Origin of the sequence: Polymorphobacter megasporae (assembly GCF_018982885.2) — a bacterium.
GTDB lineage: Bacteria > Pseudomonadota > Alphaproteobacteria > Sphingomonadales > Sphingomonadaceae > Polymorphobacter_B > Polymorphobacter_B megasporae.
The window spans coordinates 334,217-353,309 of record NZ_CP081849.1; the positions used below are offsets into that span (position 1 = coordinate 334,217).

A 19,093-nucleotide genomic window follows, 5' to 3' on the forward strand; every position below is an offset into this window, starting at 1 on the left:
GCCGACACACTCCTAAATCATTGTTTGTCATGGATAAGTCGCGCTAAATGATTTGCGATGAGAGCCGCTAAGGTTATCAGGCCAAGGCCATTTGCACGATGAAACATCGCTCGTCAGATAATTCTCAGGTCCGTCGGACGGCGTCCGCAATGTTAATTGCTGACGATCAGTGTCGGAATTTCAAACGGGAAAGTTCTGATGCTTCCGTCCTTGCCTTCGACCGTGGCAACGCCAATTTCAAAATCCACGGCGACAACGCGCTTGGCAGCAAATTGTTTGGAGATGTTGTTCAGAAGCATGGTTTCGACGATACCACGCACTGTCTGCTTTCCCTTCAAACGAGCCTCGACCTGACTTCGTACCGTCGGCGACAGCTGCGCCAATTCTGCGCGCTGAAATGGTGTCGGCATTTCAGCGAAGGCCGTATCGGCCATGAGGAACGTTGTCGCGAGTGCGGCGCCAGCGATGACGCGTCCGGTAATATGTCGCATTTTTCAGCATCCTCGATAGACGACAAGTCTTCTACCGGTCCCGAGTGCGGGTCCGGCTTAGCGTTGGAAACCGTCTTACTAAGGCTTGGGTTAATATTGGAGGCTCGGAAAATACCTACGGTCTTCGGCGCTGACCCTTCGAAGATCATACCATTATCGCGCTGTAATTCCCAGGAGCAGCTAATCAAAGTCGATATGCCAATGTGAGCATTTTCCGAACCTGCAAGGCTTTCCGCAAACGGCCAAAACTGCACGACTTCGAATGCGTGTGTTCAGCTTCTCCGTGGCGCCGCGGGCTTGGCTCCCGATCATCGGAGGGGCCAATCGAGCCAATCTCGCTATGCGAAGGCCAAGCGCGATTATCATGCCGCAACGTATCACTACACCGTCCAGACGGCATTCCGCGAGGTTGTCGACGGGTTGGCCCGGCGCGGACCGATCGTCGCCAGCGCGCAGCGCAGGCTCCGCTGATTAAATCATCGGCGACCAGCTACAACTTGCCGACGCCCAGTACCGCGTCGGTAGCGACGCTTTCTTCAAGCCCTGATCTCGCAGTCCAGGCTCTATCCGGCGCGCCAATCACAAGTGTCAACCATCCTCGCGGATCTTGATAGCCGTATTCACTCTACGATTGTATCGGATTGTATGATCCTATTTGAACCAATATTAAGGGCCATTGAAGTGTTCTCAAACGACCAGCATGAAAAGGGCTGCACGTCGCGACCGGCGGGAAAACAGCTGCAGACGCTCGAAATCACGTTAGGACAGGGATCAGTTGTAATTTTCTGCGATCTTGGCGACTCGAGTCGAGAAGGATTTCAGGGCATCTTGCTTTCCGGTTTCGTCGAGCGTCCGATCCGTTTTGATTTTTGGGCAGAAGCCGGTGATCAGATAGTTGACTATTTCGCTCGTAGCCGCTTTCGGATGGCGTGCCTTGATCGTAGCGACTGCCGTCGAGATATCGTTTTCGCTACCCGCACCGAGCCGTTCACCGGCGATCGCAATTTGCTTCGGCGATTCACCTAACGTGCTGCCGGCGTTACGACCTTCGGGCAGCGGACATTGCAATTTGGTTTGTGGATGAGAGCAGCTGGTAACGAGTCCGATTAGACATAGCTGGAAGAGATAGGGAGCCACCAAGCGTTTCACGATCATCCTTTCTAAAAGGCAGTTTCTGCTTCTCGTCTGCCCTGCGGGCTTCAACATCAGAAGCCAACGTCGGCCGTCAGCAGAGTAATGACGACTTTGTAAAAGCTCAGCCGGTTGTCAGCCGCAGTGCGGTTCCGAGGCCTGGCTGACCTATCGACTTGCGATGGCGTGCGCAGATTGCGGGGTGGCAGGCGGAGCGACCGGTCTCGCGTCTCCATTCGCTTTGGCGGTCTTCGCGGCCTGCTCGCGCAGGTCGAGGAAAGGCTTGATGATGTCGATCGGCATCGGAAAGATGATCGTCGAGTTCTGCTCGGCGCCGATCTCGGTCAGCGTCTGCAAGTAGCGGAGCTGCATCGCGGCAGGAATACTCGAGAGAATCGTGGCAGCGTTGACCAGTGTCTGCGACGCTTGGAACTCGGCTTCGGCGTGGATGATCTTGGCGCGGCGGTCGCGTTCGGCCTCGGCCTGCTTGGCGATCGCGCGGACCATATTCTCGGTCAGCTCGACTGTCCTGATCTCGACGTTGCTGACCTTGATCCCCCAAGTCTCGGTCTGGGCGTCGAGGATGCTCTGCACGTCTGCGCTGAGCTTCTTGCGCTCGGAAAGCATCTCGTCGAGTTCATGTTGTCCGAGGACGGCACGAAGCGTCGTCTGGGCGAGCATATTGGTCGCCGGCAAGTAGCTTTGGACCTGGATTATGGCCTGTTCGGGGTCGACGACCTTAAAATACAGCACCGCGTCGACCTTCATCGACACGTTGTCGCGCGAGATGACATCCTGAGTGGGGATTTCGATGACCTGAATTCGCAGGTCAACGCGCACCATTTCCTGGATGAACGGGATCAGCAAGACCACGCCCGGCCCTTTCACTGCTTGGAATTTGCCCAGCGTGAAGACAACCGCGCGCTCATACTGGCGCAAAATCTTGATCGTCGCAAACAGGCAGGCAACCGCGAAGACGACCAGCAACGAACCGAGGTAGAACGACATAGGAAACATCTGCCTATACCTTCAATATTCGCCCGAGAATTTCTCGGGAGTGAAAGCCATTCCGTTTTTAATCGTCATCGGCTTCGACGCTAACCGGGCTCTCGCGATAGTTACGGGCCGCATCGCCTGCGTGATCATTTTGCGAGTATATCCGCCTTCAACTGCACGAACTGCTCGCGGGTGATTTCACCCCGCGCATATCGCTCGTTGAGAATATCGAGCCCGCTATTGGTTATACCGGAATCGTATCTCCGATGGGCGCGATAGGTGTAACCCCAGTTGCCAAGACCTGAAAAGAACAGGAAGATAAACCCAAACCACAGGATCCAACCCCAACCGAAGTACCAGTCGTTCCAGTAGGTGTGAGTCATCTGCGGAGTCCTCAAATCAAGCAGCAGTTCACTAGGCCGGGCATCAGCGCGAACTCACCACCATGGGCCAAAGTACCCAGCTACCGATTAGCGTTCGCAAGTCGGATTAATACCGACTTTCACGTCACAACCGCTGGATTAGCAACGCTGCCAATTTAGGCCCCATCGTGGGATGTGATAGGTTCGGAAACTACTCAGCTACCACATTAGGCGCGCAAATTTGCCGCTGTGTGCACGACCGTGATACCGTGCGTCGCTTGCGGTCGGCTATGCCGGTTCCAATGCCAGCAAGTCGTCATAGTAACCGTGAAATTGACGTTCATAGGCACGATCAACCGCTTCCGAGCCGTCATACGCAGGGCTGTCCTTGATCTGCTGACGGGTAACGTCGAGATCAACGGTCCGACCAGGCCAATTAGTTTTCAAGACCGACCGTGGCGAAACAAGAACCGCCTTCCCGAACCACCACACAGAAGTGTCGGCGATCAGATAGTGGATACTCCAGTCGCCATCCTCGACAAGGAAATCTGCAACGCAGCCGATCGTGCCATCGGAGGCGTGAATATGATACCCGTCGACTTCGTGCACGCTGCGGAGGTGTCCATCGCTCGCGTTCTCCGGGCCTTTGCTAATAGCCGGTCCGGGCGCGAGCCGAGATGCCGGCTCGACGAGCGATCCAGCATCGGAGTACCCTCCCGTATAAAAACTTTTCGACCAATACGGTCTCCAGCCGTAGTAATTGTAAAGGTCCTTTTCCGTCGCTCGCGAGACGGGCTCGTCGGATTCGACGCCAGGGCTATCTTTGATTTGCTGTCTGGACAGTCGCACGGCGTATTGGTGGCTGACATCATTGGCATAACTCAGGGCGGAGGGCGGAATCAGCACCTTGCGTCCGGGGAGGAGGTCGCCGGTATCCACGACCAGCCAGCGCACCAGCCATGTAATATCGTCGAAGAGGAGATCGACGGTTGACCCGATCGGCCCGTCGGTCGCTACGATGGTGCAGCCTCGAATTTGCGAGCTTCGGATCAACATATCGGGTTCCCAGCCCGCAATCGAGCCTAGCTTGATATGCACAGGAAAAGGTAGATCGGGAGGACTCGGAATCTACGCAGTCCACCCCGATTGTAGCTCGGCAAAAAGCCAATTCCGCCTCGCTTGCACGTCAACCATCAAAAATTACGCTTTTTTACGACATAGGTAGTTTCCGATGCTGAACATCGGCGGCTTTGGCGCTTTATTAGATCTTAGGCATTTTGTTTTTATTACGTGCTCCGCGATACCGAAGACTCAATCAACGGCCGTATCCGTCGATTAAAGGTGAATCTTATGGCTGGAAGCTCTCAATCAACGTCGGCTTTGACCCTGCGGCCTGACTTCGATGCTTTTCTGTTCGCGAGGGTCGATGAGGTTGCGCGCGACGTTCCGCTAAGAGTAGTCTCCGTGCTGGCGCGCCTTGATCTCGACCCATGGGCGGAGGCTGCTGAGCTGACACAAATGCCCAAGGATACCGCAGTTCACCGGCTGACCGCTCTGTTAAACATTCTACCAGATGGTCCGTCCACCGAAACAGAATCGCAAACAATCGCCGCGCGCCTGATAAGCTTGTTGCCCGGTTCGGCCGGCCGTCCCCGCGGCTGGTCCTCGCCCAGCACCGAGGAAGGCGTTCCCGCAGGGGTCAATTTCGCTCTATTAGTTATGATCTCCATGTTCATGATGATGATCATCTCAGCCACAATGCATCTCGCCAGCCGTCCGATGCCGGGCGATGCCAAGGCGGTGCCGGCGGGCCCTCCGGTATCGCCCGTTGCAGAGCGACCGTCAGGCACGTTACCCTGAACACTTTTTAGCCAACAAGCGGCCGACACGATCACGATTACCTCACGAACGCCGGCGAAGTGCTCACTAGCACCGGCTTGGCTGAACGGCCCGCAAGATGACCGCGTCGAAGCCATGTCCGAGAAATCGGGAGTTCGACAATGGTGGAGGTACAAGGAACAGTGCCGCACGCAACGCATCCCACGCGGCAGCGGCGAAGGGCAATGAATATCCGTCGCGAAAAGAGGCGGTCAGCGCAACGCCGGGTTCGCTGCCCTCTTTTCTCGAAGTTCGGTGAGATTCGTTCGCTCATATTCCTGAATAACTCGCGCGGAGTCGAAACTTATGGTCAGGCAAGTAATCGCGGCCGCAGAGCTCTCCGATGCGCGTGCACGATCAACCGAACTTTGCGTTGCGCCTGCAGCCTGAGCGGCAGCGCCGGCAGAGCCGAAGCCGCATCGATAGCCAAGAACGCCCGCCGTGAAAGCCGTTGAGGACCGCACGAGCCAGACCTTGCACCCCTACGCTGTCGAAAGAACGAAGATGAAGATCCATACCGGCGAATTCCGCGTGCATGAGGACGCGACGGTCGATCTCGCCGATTGGCCGACGAACGTCGATCCGGTCTACAAATCGAAGAAGCAATACAAAGCGCTACTCCAAAAACATGTCGACCGGCTTAGCGATGCTCAGCGCCTACACTACGCATCCAACCGCCATGCCCTGCTCCTGATTTTCCAGGCGATGGACGCGGCGGGCAAGGACGGGGCGATTCGACACGTCATGTCCGGCGTCAATCCGCAGGGGTGCCAGGTCTTCAGCTTCAAGCATCCAAGCGCTGCCGAGCTGGAACATGATTTTCTCTGGCGTACCACCCGCGATCTGCCAGAGCGGGGCCGGATCGGGATATTTAACCGGTCCTATTACGAGGAGGTGTTAATCACACGCGTCCATCCCGCAATTCTGACTGCTGAAGGGCTTCCGGATCAAGTCGCGAACGACGACAGCCTATGGCACGACCGTTACCGTTCGATCCGCGACCTCGAGAGACACCTCCACAGCAACGGAACACGCATCATCAAGTTCTTCCTCCATCTGTCGAAGGACGAGCAGCGCAAGCGGTTCCTCGCGCGGATCGACGAGCCTGAAAAGAACTGGAAGTTCAGCATGAACGACATCGTCGAACGCGGCTTCTGGAACGACTACATGAAGGTCTATGGCGAGTGTCTCGGCGCGACCAGCGGCGCGGATGCGCCATGGTACGTCGTGCCGGCCGATGACAAGGAAAACGCTCGGCTGATCGTCTCCCAGATCATCCTCGACACTCTCGATAGCTTGAAGATGGCATATCCGAAAACGACCGTTGCCCGTCGGAAAGAGTTGATGGCGATTCGCAAGAACCTTGAAACGTCGAAGGGTTGATCGGTGAACTTCATGGAGTTTGCGCATCACAGAAGTTTCGATTGCCAATATGGTCTCACTATCCGTTGACGACGGTCTCGCAATGGCGGCAAGCGCGGGAGCCGAAACGTTAGCTAGAAAGTTCAAAAGTTCGTTTGGTCGGATTGACCGCGCGCATTCCGCGCGCCAGGAATTGAGCGTTGGAAATAATCACGATCGTTCTTGCGCTCCTGGTTGCCGTTGTCGCCAGCGGGATTGCGTCACGCCTCCTACCACTCCCAATACCCCTCCCCCTCGTTCAGATCGTGCTTGGCGGGGTGATTGGCCTGGCGGGCGACTGGCGGGTGACGCTGAACCCAATTGTTTTCTTCTTGCTGCTTCTGCCGCCGCTGTTGTTCCTTGATGGCTGGCGCATCCCACGTGAGAAGGTCCTGCACGATGCTCGACCTATTTTGGGCCTGGCACTGGGGCTTGTCGTTTTCACGGTGTTCGGCGCAGGATGGTTCATCCACTGGCTGATACCGGCAATGCCGTTGCCTGTTGCATTCGCGCTGGCAGCGGTGATTTCACCGACCGATCCTATAGCGGTTTCGTCGATCGCGCAGCGCGTGCCCATTCCCGACAGGATGATGCACATTCTGGAAGGCGAGTCGCTTCTCAACGATGCGTCGGGCCTGGTCTGCCTGCGCTTCGCGATCGCCGCAGCGCTGACCGGCACATTTTCGCTTTCGAGTGCGGCACTCGAATTCCTGTGGCTCGCGGTGGGAGGGCTCGCGATCGGTGCGGGGCTAACTTGGGTCGTCGGTCGAACAAAGAACTTGATCAGCCGACGACTTGGTGAGGATAGCGGCTCCCAGATTTTGATTAGCCTTCTGATCCCGTATGGGTCCTATCTCCTGGCTGAGCGGAGTCACTGTTCAGGGATCCTCGCCGCTGTCGCCGCCGGTCTGACGATGAGCGTCATCGAAGGGGGCGGGCAGGCGCTGGCCACCACGCGCCTGCGTCGCAGTACTGTCTGGGACATAATCCAATTGATCGCGAACGGCATCATCTTCGTCCTATTGGGCGAACAACTGCCGACGATCCTTGCGCGTGTGGGCGATACGGTTCGGCTCGCGGGACACCAGACGCCTTGGTGGTTGGCCTTCTATGTGCTGGCAATAACGCTCGGCCTTGGGACACTGCGATGCGCCTGGGTTTACGTCTCGTTGCGGGTCACCCTATTCCGGAGAAAGGGGGCGTCGGCACCACCCAACTGGCGCGTCGTTGCGGCCATGTCCTTTGCCGGCGTGCGAGGAGCTATTACGCTGGCCGGCGTCCTTACCATTCCACTGACGCTGGCCAATGGATCGCCGTTTCCTGCACGCAACCTGGCGATCTTCCTGGCGAGTGGCGTGATCGTCACCTCGCTGGTTGCGGCAAGCATCGCCTTGCCTTGGCTTCTCGCCGGTCTACAGATGCCGCCAGAGCCTTTGCGGCAGATTGAGGAAGATACCGCGCGGATTGGCGCGGCGAAGGCGGCCATCGCTGAGATCGACCGGGTCCAAAATAGCCGTGCTAAAGGAAGCAGCGACGCGGACCTCTATGTCGCCGCCGCCGCGAGGGTGATGGCAAGCTACCGGCAGCGCATCGACAACCGTGAGGGCAACGCGGAGGCCAACGCATTGGGCCGGCTATCCGAAAAGATCGAGCTTGACCTGCGGCTCGCAGCGCTGAGGGCCGAACGAGCCGAACTGTTTCGAATGGTTCGACGAGGCAAGATTGCGAGCGATGTTGCCCGAAAGCTGGTCAGGGAGTTGGACTTGGTTGAAACGCGTTATGCATAATGGAGCCGCTGGAATTTCATTGGCACCAAAGTAGAGGTCATCTCTCAGCTGGTCGACTGCGAAATCTGAATTGAACCCGACGACTCGAGGTGCACGTACAGACCGGCGTCGATTGAGCTGACGAATGAAAGCGTTGCAGCGTACGTAAGTCAGGCTTTGTTTCGCACGAGCTCGCAGTGAGGCGCTTCGGAGTTTCGCATCAGATGCTAGGGGCCAGCGATTCTCGCGCGGAGAGCGCCATCCGCGCGAGCTCGGGCAATGATTTCGTGTTCGTCTTGTGCATGATCGCCGCTCGATGGTTTTCGACTGTACGCTGACTGATATGTAGGTCTGCAGCGATGTTCTTGCTTGGATGGCCGGCAAGCACGAGGGTCATGATCTGATGCTGACGCGGTGTCAGTCGGGCGACATACTCTGCCGCTGACGCGCGTCGCCGCGCCAGTGCCGCATCGTCGTGATCTGTATCAAGCGCCCGATTGACCGCCGCGACCAACGCGGCTGCGCCGATCGGCTTCTCGAGAAAGTCAATAGCACCGGCTTTCATCGCTTCGATCGCCATTCCGACGTCGCTTTCGCCGGTCATAATGACGGTTGCCAGGGCATGGCCGTCCGCACGTAGGCGGCGCAGCAGATCGAGGCCGCTCAGACCAGGCATATAGGCGTCGAGCAGCAGACATCCGGCGGTATCGTTCGTGTAGCGACTGAGAAATTTCTCGCCCGACGCGAATGTCTCAACTGTGTGGTCGCTACCTTCAAGCACGTCGCGGATGCTATCGCGGACCCCACGGTCGTCATCGACGACGAAGACGGTTCCCAAATTATGCTTGCGAATTAATTTCGACGGCTCGCCTTTGCCCGATAGCATTTGAGCGATCGCCTCGAGCAATTTGCCGATCTTGACCGGCTTGCTCATCTGGCGGCAGTCGTGAGAGGCGACATCGCGCAGCGTTTCAGTCGAGATTTCGCCGGTGAGCACGATGACAGGCGTCGCAACGTTGGCGAGTGACCGGAGGTGGAGGGCCATTTCAAGCCCGTTGAGATCACCGGGCAAGTTATAATCCGTCAGGATTAGATCCGGACGAACGCCGGTCTGCAATAAGACCGCCGCCGCGCCATCCCTCGCAACGAGTGTGTCGTGACCGGCGTCGCGAAGCGCCATATCGAGCAGGTCACGAATTTCCGGATCATCCTCAACGAGTAGGATCAGCGCCTTTTGTTCGGGAAGCGGCTGTGGAAGTGGCTCGGTAACCGCCCGAACCGGTGCGTTGGCGGCGATCGGCACTTCGAGCCAGAAGATCGAGCCGCGTCCAAGCTGCGAGCGCACATGAACCGGGTGGCCAAGAAGGTCACCGAGCCGGCGGACGATCGCCAGCCCGAGGCCGAGGCCGCGGCTGCGTTCTCGGGCGGAATTGTCGAGCTGTTCGTATTCGCCGAAAATACGGCCAAGTTCGGCTTCCGGAATGCCGATGCCGGTGTCTAGCACCTCTACCCTGAGCATCTCGCCATGTCGGCGGCAGCCCAGCAACACCTTGCCGTTTGAAGTATATTTCAGCGCGTTCGATAACAGGTTGCGCAGAATCTGCTCAAGCAGTCGCGGATCGCTCGTTACTAGTTGTGTGGACCCGACAACCCGCAATACGAGCCGTTTCGCCTCGGCGTGGTACGTAAACTCATCCCGCAACCGCTCGAGCAGGGGGCCGATCGCGAGGCTTTCGGTCTGCGCGCGCAATGTGCCGGCCTCGATCTGATTGATGTCGAGCAGCGTGTTGAGCAACCCCGTCATCGCGCCAAGCGTCTCGTCGAACCGGGCAACCAGATGCTGTCCACGATCGTCGTCGACACGGTTCGCAAGCAACCCCTGAATCAGTGCCAATGTTTGCAGCGGCTGGCGCAGGTCGTGGCTGGCGGCGGCGAGAAAACGGGATTTGGCAAGGTTGGCCTCGTCTGCTGTGCGCCGCGCGGAGTCGAGTGCGGCAGCAACGCGTTTGCGTTCGGTGATGTCGGCGAAAGTGATAACGACACCCTCAATGCTGCTGTCCTGCGCCCGGTAGGGAAGTACCGTGCGACACCATTCTCCCGCGGCGGTCACCACCTCGCGCTCGATTGCGGCTTGGCCGGCCATCACTGCCCGGGCATCGTCGGCCAACGCTGCGTCCGCCGCGAACGAATGAAGGTCGGACAACGGCCGCCCAATGTCGCCGGTGATGACATGAAACAGCGCCCTCGTCGCGGGGGTGAAGAAGCGGATCTTCAGTTCTTTATCGAGGAAGAGTGTCGCGACGTCGGTGCTGTAAAGAACGTTCTGCAGATCGTTCGAGGTCGTTCGTTGCGACCCGAGCGTTTCCTGAAGCTGGCCATTGAGGGCAGTCAGCTCTTCGTTGAGAGACTGGAGTTCCTCTTTCGAGGTTAGTAGTTCCTCATTGGTCGATTGGAACTCCTCATTGACCGACAGTGCCTCCTCGTTGACCGATTTCTGGTCGTCGGCGGCGTGCTCCAGATCATCAAGCGCCGAACGCAATTCGAGCCGGGTCGCGGCTAGCTCGTGTTCGAGTTCGGCGATGCGGGTCGCTTCTGGCGCTGAGAGCAGCGTGGGCTGTTTCGCGTTCGCAAGTCGGTCGACGAAGCAGACCAGCGACATCGCCTCCCCGGACGCGACCACGGGCCGGACGACGATGGTATAGCCGGGGCGATCAGCGGTGCCGCGAGGACCGGTAACATCAACTGGTTTGTTGTCGGCGGTGGCTCTACCGATTGCCGCTCGCAGCTTGGCCCGCAGGCTCGGAGCAACCAATCCGCCGATATCGATCGACGGCTGTCCAGCGGATACGGTTAGATATCTTTCGACCGGACCGAGCGAATACAGGACGGTTTGGCGTGCATCGATCAATACGGCAGCGGGGGCATAGTTTTCGAGGACCAGCTTGCGACACACCTCGGCATACAGAGGTATCCGGCGTGGCGTTGGCGTCCCGGTTCGCGACGACACGCGGGCGGCATCGTGCGTCGTCTGGACGCCGAAGCCGCCGGGACGATGGCGGCCAACATGTCGGTACAGGCAAGCGGTTTTCGACACCAGTTCGAAGCGACCGTCGATCTCACCGGGCGTCTCGGCGCAGCCCAGCAGCAGCAGCCCGCCCTCGCGCAGCGAGAAATGCAGCAGCGCGATCACCTTCGCCTGTGCGTCCCGGCCAAGGTAGATCAGCAGATTGCGGCACGACACCATGTCGAGCCGCGAGAACGGCGGATCGGCGAGTAAATCCTGAACGGTGAACACCACTGTCTGACGGAGTTCGGGCAGCGCGCGGTAGGTCTCGTCTTCGCGGACGAAGAAGCGCGCCAACCGTGTGCGCGACACATCGCGTTCAATCGTCTTCGGGTAGATACCGGCGCGAGCCGTCGTCACTGCATCGCCGTCGACGTCGGAGGCGAACATCTGCAGACGCACGCCCCGCTTGTCGTTTGCAATTGCCTCGTGGAACAGCATCGCCAGCGAATAGGTCTCCTCACCGGTACTGCATCCTGCGGTCCACACCCGCAGCGGCCGATCGGCGGGCTGAGCGCGAACCAGTTCGGGAATGATTGTCTGCGCCAATTCGTCGAAGACCGTGGCGTCGCGGAAGAAGCTGGTGACGTTGATTAGAAGGTCCTTGGCGAGAGCGGTCCGCTCGTCCTCGTTACCGCGCAACAGGTCGAGGTAGCGGGCGCGCTCCGTCAGCTTGATGCCGGCTAAGCCCATCCGCCGCTCGATCCGCCGCTGGAGCGTGCCGGTCTTGTACGGGTGGAAGTCATGCGCCGTGCTCGTCTGTAACATGTCGACGATCTTAGTCAGCCACGCTGGCGCCGTATCGTCCGCGTCATCTGGCGCGGTTTCGGCGGGCTTGGCCGTCGTTACGGAACCGCGTGGCGTGGAGAGCGCGGCCGGCATGTCGGCAATTCGGCAAATTCGGTCGACGTGCCCGGTGTCGATCGCTGCTTGAGGCATCCCGGGGAAGTTCGCCTCTTTCGGGTCTTGCGCGAGCACCCGCCCGCCGGCTGCGTGAAGTGCAGCAAGCCCAACACTACCGTCGCTTCCGGTGCCCGACAGGATGATCGCCGTCACGTGGGTCGCATCGCCGAACGCGAGCGATCGGAGGAGGTCATCGATCAATTGGCGGATACCCTTGGCCGTCTCGGGCGGTCCGGTGTGCAGGTGTCCATTCGCCACCGTGAGAGTGGTTCCGGGCGCGATAACATAGACGTGGTTCGGTTCGATCGACGTGTCGTGCCGCGCTTCATCGACCGGCATCGCCGTGTGGCGCGCAAGCAATTCGACCAAAAGGCTGTCGTGCAACGGATCGAGATGCTGGACGATGATAAAAGCGCAGCCCGTGTCGGGTGCGAGAACGTCGAGTAGCAGGCGGCAAGCTTCCAGACCGCCCGCCGAAGCGCCGATTGCGACGATGGGGCATAATGCGTTGGACGATTTACGGCTGCTTGCGGTCGACATCGTAGACGACCCTTCCTTCCGCCGACCGGCGGCCAGATGAGGTAACACGTCATCGGGGAAAATGTCCCGAAGTTAATTTACGGCTTATGGGTAGATTCCGAAGCTGGCAAGCGAAGCACTCCCATGGAATTTCCTTGGTGAGCACATTGGTCCGGTTCGCGGCCGAGGCGGGGACGTTAGCCGATGGGTCTGAACATTCTTATCGTCGAAGACGAGGCAGTCATTGGCCTACTGCTTGGCGAAGTGCTGGCTGAGATGGGCCATCAAGTCTGCGGAATTGCAGCAACGGCAACCGAGGCGATCGCTGTGGCTACTATGCACCGTCCGGATTTGATGATCGTCGACATCAATCTCGCGGGCAAGAACGGCAGTGCTGACGTCGCAGATCTCCGAGCACAATCGCCAACGCCGTGTCTCTTAGTCGGCGGTGACGAGAATATTCTGGAGGTCTTTGCCGGGCGTGGCGACGCCTTGGTCAAGCGTTATCAGCCACAGCAGAGCGAGATCGCTATAATGCGCGAGCTCATCGCCGCCCTTGCTTAAGCCGGTGCCCGCTCGTGAGGTGCCAATCATATGCGTTGGTGGCTCAGCAGGGGGATTGGACGCATATCAGCGCCTTCTGGACCATTTGCCGGTGGATCTCGGGGCGGCAGTCGTCATCGTAAATCATCTCAGGACAGTATCGACGCTGCTTCACGAGATACTCCCACGCCACACGCGCATGCCGGTCGATCTTATCGTTGACGGTCTCGACATTCGACCTAATCGTGTTTTCATCATTCCGCCGCAGCGAGACCTGCACGTCTTGAACGGCGAGTTCCGGTTGCGACCAATATCCAAACCGCGGGGATGGCCAGACGTGATCACGGTCTTTTTGCGGTCGTTGACAAAGCACTGGCATGGCAAACTCGTCGCGGTAATCGTGTCAGGTTATGATGGCGACGGTGCCGACGCATTATGCCAAATCCGCGAGGTTGGCGGTATAACGATTGCTCAGTCGCCCGCCTCGGCAGGCCAGCCAGATATGCCAGATAGCGCCATTGCGAGCGGATGCGTCGATTTCGTTCTGGCACCCGAGCAGATCGCTGCGCAGATTTCCGGCCTGATCAGATCTCCGCCTTTCCGCGAAACGAAACGGTCGCAGTGCGTTTAATGGGTTACGTCCTAACCAGCTGAGGATCGGTTTCGTTATATGTCAGAAACGGATAAGCCGCTGTATGAGCAGATGACCGATGCAATGGGGGCCATTCGCAGACAATTGGACCTACTTCGCTTAGGGCCGAGCGTCGGCGGTCCCTCCGATGACCGCAACGTAATCGCAAATCTTGAAGCTGAGTTTCAGTCGTTGAGAGTAGGTCGGGCCAACCTGGGCCCCGACGATCGCTGAGCCGCCCCTGATTAGATGTGTTAGCAGCTGATTTGTGGTGAAATCGTGTTGGAGTGTGCAATACTTGCGGCATCTGCTCGGAACACGCCGTTGACACGTGCTCACCCGCAAGCCGCAGGTATCCTCACTCAGGTGGCTAGACATCACCACCCAGCGGTCGACGCCTACTGAGAAGCTCTCATCGTCCACCTAGGCACGAATATGACGAGGTTCCAGTTCGACAGCGATCCAAACCCGATAGTCCATAGAGCGAAAGTTGCACGCTACCGATGCAACGTCCGGATCGCATCGACGATCACTTTCGGGCTGTGCAGACCTTTGTACACCGGCGGTGGGGTCTTATCGATCTTGAGCAGCGTATAGACTGCGGTCATCGCGCAGCGCACGGAATATTCTACCGTGAACACCACGTCGTCGGGCTGCTCGGCGTATTGGCCGAGAAAGGCGAGGTTGGTCGATCCATCGGGGACCACCTTTGGCCGGTCGCCGAGCTTACGCATCATGAATTGGCTGGTGATATAAGGCATCGCGCAGGGGATACAGATCGATGCCGCCACGACCGCTGCCTGGTCCGCCGCAACAAAGTTTAGATGGCCGAGCACTTCCTCGAGGATTTCGGCACCGGTGCACTCGACCATCGGTTTCTTGACGAAATCGCCCGGGCGATCATGGAACAGGCCATAGCCCCACCACACCGCAACGCTTTCGGGCTGGTTCGGGAAGAACGGCTGATGATAGATCGAGATGGTGATCAACCAGCTCGAGTCCTTGAAGGTGATGAGCCCGCCGGTGCCGGCCGCGCTGCCGCTGAAGCGTTCCATTAACTGCAGGAACAGCGGGTCCTTGACCGTGACGGTGTACGAGATCCACGAGCTTTCAGCGAGGTTGCCGTTGAACGCGGCCGGATTGCCGAAAGCCGGGCGTCCCTGCGCGAGCTTTTCCCACAGGTTCCACGCACCCGAATGGTTGCTCGGATTAAGGCCGGGCGCTTTCGTCATCGATCCGAACACCTTGTCGGCGGTCATCGAGCCGTTGGTGACGAACACGCGGTCGTCGGGGGCGACCGGAATGATCGCGGTGCCGTCGGCGCCGCGCGTGGTGATGCTGGTGACGGTGATCGCGTCGCTGCCCGACGCGAACCCCAGATCTTCGACGCGGACGCCATAACGGAACTGCACTCCGCGCGCCTTGAGCCAGGTGACGATAGGCGCGATGATGCCGTCATACTGATTATAGACGGTGCGATAGATGTCGTGCTGCACATCGATCGTCGAGAAGTGATGCACGAACCGCCGCAGGTAGCGCCTGAACTCGATCGCGCTGTGCCAGGATTCGAAGGCGAACAGTGTGCACCATTCCATCCAAAAATTAGTCTCGAAGAAGTGCCGTTCGAAGCAATCGGTGATGCGCTTGTCGTCGAGCAGGCTCTCGGGCTCGGCGATCAGCTTGGTCAGATCGATCCGGTCGCGCTCAGTGAAGCCCATCGTGTGGGCGTCGGGGATGCTGCCGTCGCGACTGACTAGGCGAACTTTGGCGTCCCACGGCCATTTGGCGGCGGCGCGGTTCGTTTCTTGCGTCACCGACATGGTCGGGTCGGTCGCCGAGGGAATCGAATCCAGCAGATCAAAGGTGCAAAGGTACTTTGCCTCGAACATGCGGCTACCGCTCATGAAATAGCCGTTCTCGGCATCGCCGTGGGCATCGAATGCACCGCCGGTCTGATGGCTTTCTTCGAGGATCGTTATGTCCTTGCCCTCGACCGCGGCGTCGCGAATGAGGATCACCGCGCCGGCTAGGGATGCGATGCCGCTGCCGACGAAGGTGTGCGTGGCCATCCAGGAACGTCCTTTTTTAAGGGCTCAAACTACCAGAGTCGCTGCGGCGCCCGGCAGCCTCGGAAATTACCTAGGGTCGCGTAAATGCGACGGCATCGACAAGTCGAACGTTCGTCCGTCGGCGGCGTTATGGTCGTTATCCCGATTTGACTGGAACACCTGCATGGCGGACTATGACCTCTACTATTGGCCGGTACCGTTCCTGGGCCAATTTGTGCGCGCGGTCTTGGCGCATTCGGGCAAAACCTGGACCGAAAGCGACCCTGCCGCGATTGCGACACTGATGGACGGGCCTGTAACGCGGATGGCGGTCCCGTTTATGGGCCCGCCACTGCTCGTCGACAAAAAGACTGACTTCGCTATCGCCGAGATGCCCGCCATTTTACTATATCTCGGCGAGACGCTTGACTTGATGCCATCCACCGCTGGCCGTCGAGCCATGAGCATGAAGACGATCAACGACGCCAACGACGTCATCGACGAAATCACTCTCGATGGAGGCCGCCAAATGTGGACGGTCAAACGCTGGGCCGATTTCGTTCCGCGTCTAAAGCGATGGATGGCGTTCTGGGAGGAAACCGGCAGGCGTCACGGCCTAACGGCACACGCGGGCTACCTGTTGGGTGGTGCGACTCCAGGTGTCGCCGACGTCGTAACAGCCACTCTCTGGTCGACAATGACCGATCGTTTTCGACCGATCCACACTATGCTTGAGGATGCCGCGCCAATGACTGCCGCTCTGTCGCGGCGTATTTCCGCGCTCCCCGCTCTAGCGGATCTCACGGCTAAGGCGAAGCAGGACTATGGCGACGCCTTTTGCGGCGGCGAGATCGAGGCGTCGCTGCGCGACGTGATAGAGTCTTGAGACGCGCGCGCGCGCTGGGGGTGATAGCCCCCACAAACTGTCCTGGCACGGATTCTGGTGCCATTACTCGACGGGCTCGGCGACGGTGATAGCCGCGTTTCCGCCCGTTTCGTCGCTTCTGTCGTGGGGTACCGCATATGTGATCGTCATCTGGACGATCCGCCTTGGTTCGATTGTCTTCGTGCCGCTGCGGCGGTCGCCACAGGCCGCAGCGAGCTGGCTGCTGCTGATCGTCTTTCTGCCGATACCGGGATTGCTCGTATACCTCGCGATCGGACGACCGACATTCCCAAAATGGCGGGCCAACCGATTCGCCAAGCTTACTCCCTTCTTTGTCGATACTGCCAGTCGGCTCGCTGAGCACGCGCCTTCCGGACACGGCAACGCTCAGGACATAATCGACCTGGCCACCAGACTTTGCGGCCTGCCGGCTGTCGGTGGCAATGAAATTAAATTCCTCGATGTCTATGACGAAATGATCGATCGGCTGGTGGCCGATATCGACATGGCGCGCCAACATGTCAGGCTTCTCGTCTATATTTTTGCCGACGATTGTACTGGCCGGAAGATCGTCGCGGCGCTGGCACGCGCCGTTGCTCGCGGAGTCGTTTGCAATGTTCTGCTTGACCCGGTCGGGTCGCGGTCTTGGCGCCGACGAACGTTGACGGCGCTCCGTGGCGCGGGTGTCGATGCCCGGGAAACGCTGTCCGTGACTCTGTGGCGGCCACGTGATCGGAATGACATGCGCAATCATCGCAAGCTGTTCATCATCGACGGGCTGATTGGCTATGCCGGTTCGCAAAACCTGATCGCAAAGGACTTTCGCCCTCGCATCACCAACTTGGAGATGGAAGTGCGGGTAACCGGCCCAGTGGTTGCGGCGATGACGTCGATCTTCATCGCCGATTGGTTCATGGAAACCGAGATCATGCTGCAGGCCGTCGTCGTCGTGCCGCAACCCACCGGCACAACAGTCAGCCAGCTGCTACCGAGTGGCGCAACCTATCGGCTATCAGGTTTTGAAACGCTCCTCGTCTGGCAGATCCATAACGCCCGCCATCGTGTTATCCTAACGACGCCATATTTCATCCCTAATGCAGCGCTCATTAGCGCGATGCGCACGGCAGTGGCGCGCAGTGTCGAGGTCGTCCTGATCGTCTCGGCTGTCGCAGACCAGAAGCTCGTGCGTCTCGCACAATGCTCTTATTATGACGATCTCCTGTCTGCCGGTGTCCAAATCTATCTCTTCGGCCACTACCTTCTGCACGCCAAGAACGTGAGCATTGACAGCCGCCTGGGCATCGTTGGCTCAAGTAACGTCGATATCCGCTCGTTCAAGCTTAATGAGGAGGTTAGTTTGTTGCTAGTTGACGCTCCGACCATCGCCGAGTTACAGGTTCTTCAGGCCCACGCGCTAGCGCAGAGCCAAGCCATCGACCTGCAGACGTGGCGGCGGCGGCCGATGCTACATCGGGTTGGCGAGGGTCTGGCGCGCCTTGTCAGTCCGCTGCTTTAGCAGAGCATGTTGATCAAGGTCGCGACTTACAACATCCACAAGGCCGTCGGCACCGACGGTCTCTATGCACCCGACCGCATTCTCGCCACGCTCGAAGAAATCGGTGCCGACGTCGTCGTTCTCCAGGAGGCGGATCGCCGATTCGGCACTCGCGAAACCGTTCTGCCGTTGGCGAGGATCGTGGAGCGCACACCCTATCGCCCGGTGGTATTCGGCCATAATTCGGCCAGTCTCGGCTGGCACGGCAATGCGGCGCTGGTCTCGGAACGTTTGACGGTCACGGCCTCGGCTACGCTTGACTTGCCGACGCTCGAGCCTCGCGGTGCCATCCTCATTGAGACGCTAACCGACGGCCACCCGATGCGGATTGGTGGCATGCACCTTGATCTGACCGGCCTGCGGCGACGGCAGCAGGCTCGCTCGGTTCAGGCGCAGGTCCTTGCCCGTTCCACTACGATGCCAACGCTTCTGATGGGCGATCTTAATGAGTGGCGGGCGGCGCGCGGCTGCCTCATCGATTTCGCGGAAAACTATCACATCGCTCCCACCGGTCCGAGCTTTCCCGCGCGCCTTCCATTTGGGCGCCTCGATCGCATCATGGTTGGAAGGGGCATCGAGATCGTCGACTGCGGTACCCATCGGTCATCCTTGTCGCGGGTCGCGTCTGACCATCTGCCGGTCTGGGCGACGTTGCGGCTCAGCCCCAATCAATCGGCAGTATCACTCCTATGTATTTAAAGCGCATCTGATCCGCGCGGCGTCGCTCGCTAAAAAAAATAAGCATCAGACCCCGAACGGATATGTCTCGTCCTCGCCTGCGGTGACTGATGTGGGCAGAGGGATCATTGCACGGGTCTCGTCAATCAAGCGAAGGCGTCGTATTGATTGGGAAGCGCTGACGAGCTGTAATGGCTCCAGCGCACCGTCTCCGGCGGATGTATGCAAACGATCTAGGCTC

General features: G+C 58.9%; 15 protein-coding genes. 8 read left to right on the top strand and 7 right to left on the bottom strand.

All coding sequences use genetic code 11. From position 1 onward, the window contains the following. Positions 1–152: 152 nt before the first annotated feature. From KTC28_RS19885 to KTC28_RS19905, 5 genes are all read right to left on the bottom strand, one after another. A complete protein-coding gene (locus tag KTC28_RS19885) occupies positions 153–491 on the bottom strand; it encodes a hypothetical protein (protein ID WP_216711147.1) in 339 nt (112 codons plus the stop codon). A gap of 771 nt (positions 492–1,262) precedes the next feature. Beyond that, the gene (locus tag KTC28_RS19890; protein ID WP_216711146.1) at positions 1,263–1,640 is read right to left on the bottom strand and encodes a hypothetical protein; all 378 of its coding nucleotides are present in this window, start codon (positions 1,638–1,640) and stop codon (positions 1,263–1,265) included. Positions 1,641–1,790: 150 nt separating this feature from the next. Beyond that, positions 1,791–2,630, bottom strand: coding sequence for a slipin family protein (locus KTC28_RS19895; RefSeq protein ID WP_216711171.1), 840 nt, complete (start codon positions 2,628–2,630; stop codon positions 1,791–1,793). A gap of 134 nt (positions 2,631–2,764) precedes the next feature. Further along, entirely contained in the window at positions 2,765–3,001 is a 237-nt protein-coding gene (locus KTC28_RS19900; protein ID WP_216711145.1) for an SHOCT domain-containing protein, read from the bottom strand. A 267-nt stretch (positions 3,002–3,268) separates the two neighbouring features. Next, a complete protein-coding gene (locus tag KTC28_RS19905) occupies positions 3,269–4,036 on the bottom strand; it encodes a PRC-barrel domain-containing protein (protein WP_216711144.1) in 768 nt (255 codons plus the stop codon). A gap of 234 nt (positions 4,037–4,270) precedes the next feature. On the opposite strand from KTC28_RS19905, the gene KTC28_RS19910 reads away from it, so the two are divergent. From KTC28_RS19910 to KTC28_RS19920, 3 genes are all read left to right on the top strand, one after another. Further along, on the top strand, positions 4,271–4,840 hold the full coding sequence (locus KTC28_RS19910; protein ID WP_216711143.1) for a hypothetical protein: 570 nt from the start codon (positions 4,271–4,273) through the stop codon (positions 4,838–4,840). 522 nt (positions 4,841–5,362) lie between these two features. Beyond that, positions 5,363–6,241, top strand: a complete 879-nt coding sequence (locus KTC28_RS19915; RefSeq protein WP_216711142.1) for an ADP-polyphosphate phosphotransferase — start codon at positions 5,363–5,365, stop codon at positions 6,239–6,241. Between the two features lie 179 nt (positions 6,242–6,420). Continuing rightward, positions 6,421–8,046, top strand: a complete 1,626-nt coding sequence (locus KTC28_RS19920; protein ID WP_216711141.1) for a Na+/H+ antiporter — start codon at positions 6,421–6,423, stop codon at positions 8,044–8,046. Between the two features lie 199 nt (positions 8,047–8,245). On the opposite strand, the gene KTC28_RS19925 is transcribed toward KTC28_RS19920, so the two are convergent. Further along, positions 8,246–12,532 carry a chemotaxis protein CheB gene (locus tag KTC28_RS19925; RefSeq protein WP_216711140.1) on the bottom strand — a complete coding sequence of 1,429 codons (4,287 nt, stop codon included), beginning with the start codon at positions 12,530–12,532 and terminating at the stop codon, positions 8,246–8,248. A 183-nt stretch (positions 12,533–12,715) separates the two neighbouring features. On the opposite strand from KTC28_RS19925, the gene KTC28_RS19930 reads away from it, so the two are divergent. Beyond that, positions 12,716–13,075: a response regulator gene (locus KTC28_RS19930; RefSeq protein ID WP_216711139.1), complete on the top strand. Its 360-nt coding sequence runs from the start codon at positions 12,716–12,718 to the stop codon at positions 13,073–13,075. Next, complete coding sequence (locus KTC28_RS19935; RefSeq protein WP_370647437.1) at positions 13,068–13,685, top strand: chemotaxis protein CheB; 618 nt, start codon at positions 13,068–13,070, stop codon at positions 13,683–13,685. Before KTC28_RS19930 ends, KTC28_RS19935 begins: the two co-directional genes overlap by 8 nt. A gap of 497 nt (positions 13,686–14,182) precedes the next feature. On the opposite strand, the gene KTC28_RS19940 is transcribed toward KTC28_RS19935, so the two are convergent. Continuing rightward, entirely contained in the window at positions 14,183–15,754 is a 1,572-nt protein-coding gene (locus KTC28_RS19940; protein WP_216711138.1) for an oleate hydratase, read from the bottom strand. A 163-nt stretch (positions 15,755–15,917) separates the two neighbouring features. On the opposite strand from KTC28_RS19940, the gene gst reads away from it, so the two are divergent. The 3 genes from gst (at position 15,918) to KTC28_RS19955 (ending at position 18,873) form a co-directional block, all read left to right on the top strand. Further along, positions 15,918–16,619: a glutathione transferase, Atu5508 family gene (gst, locus tag KTC28_RS19945; RefSeq protein ID WP_216711169.1), complete on the top strand. Its 702-nt coding sequence runs from the start codon at positions 15,918–15,920 to the stop codon at positions 16,617–16,619. A gap of 139 nt (positions 16,620–16,758) precedes the next feature. Continuing rightward, entirely contained in the window at positions 16,759–18,135 is a 1,377-nt protein-coding gene (cls, locus tag KTC28_RS19950) for a cardiolipin synthase (RefSeq protein WP_255602609.1), read from the top strand. A gap of 6 nt (positions 18,136–18,141) precedes the next feature. Beyond that, positions 18,142–18,873 (top strand): endonuclease/exonuclease/phosphatase family protein, encoded by a 732-nt coding sequence (locus KTC28_RS19955; protein WP_216711137.1) that lies wholly within the window; start codon positions 18,142–18,144, stop codon positions 18,871–18,873. Positions 18,874–19,093: the final 220 nt, after the last annotated feature.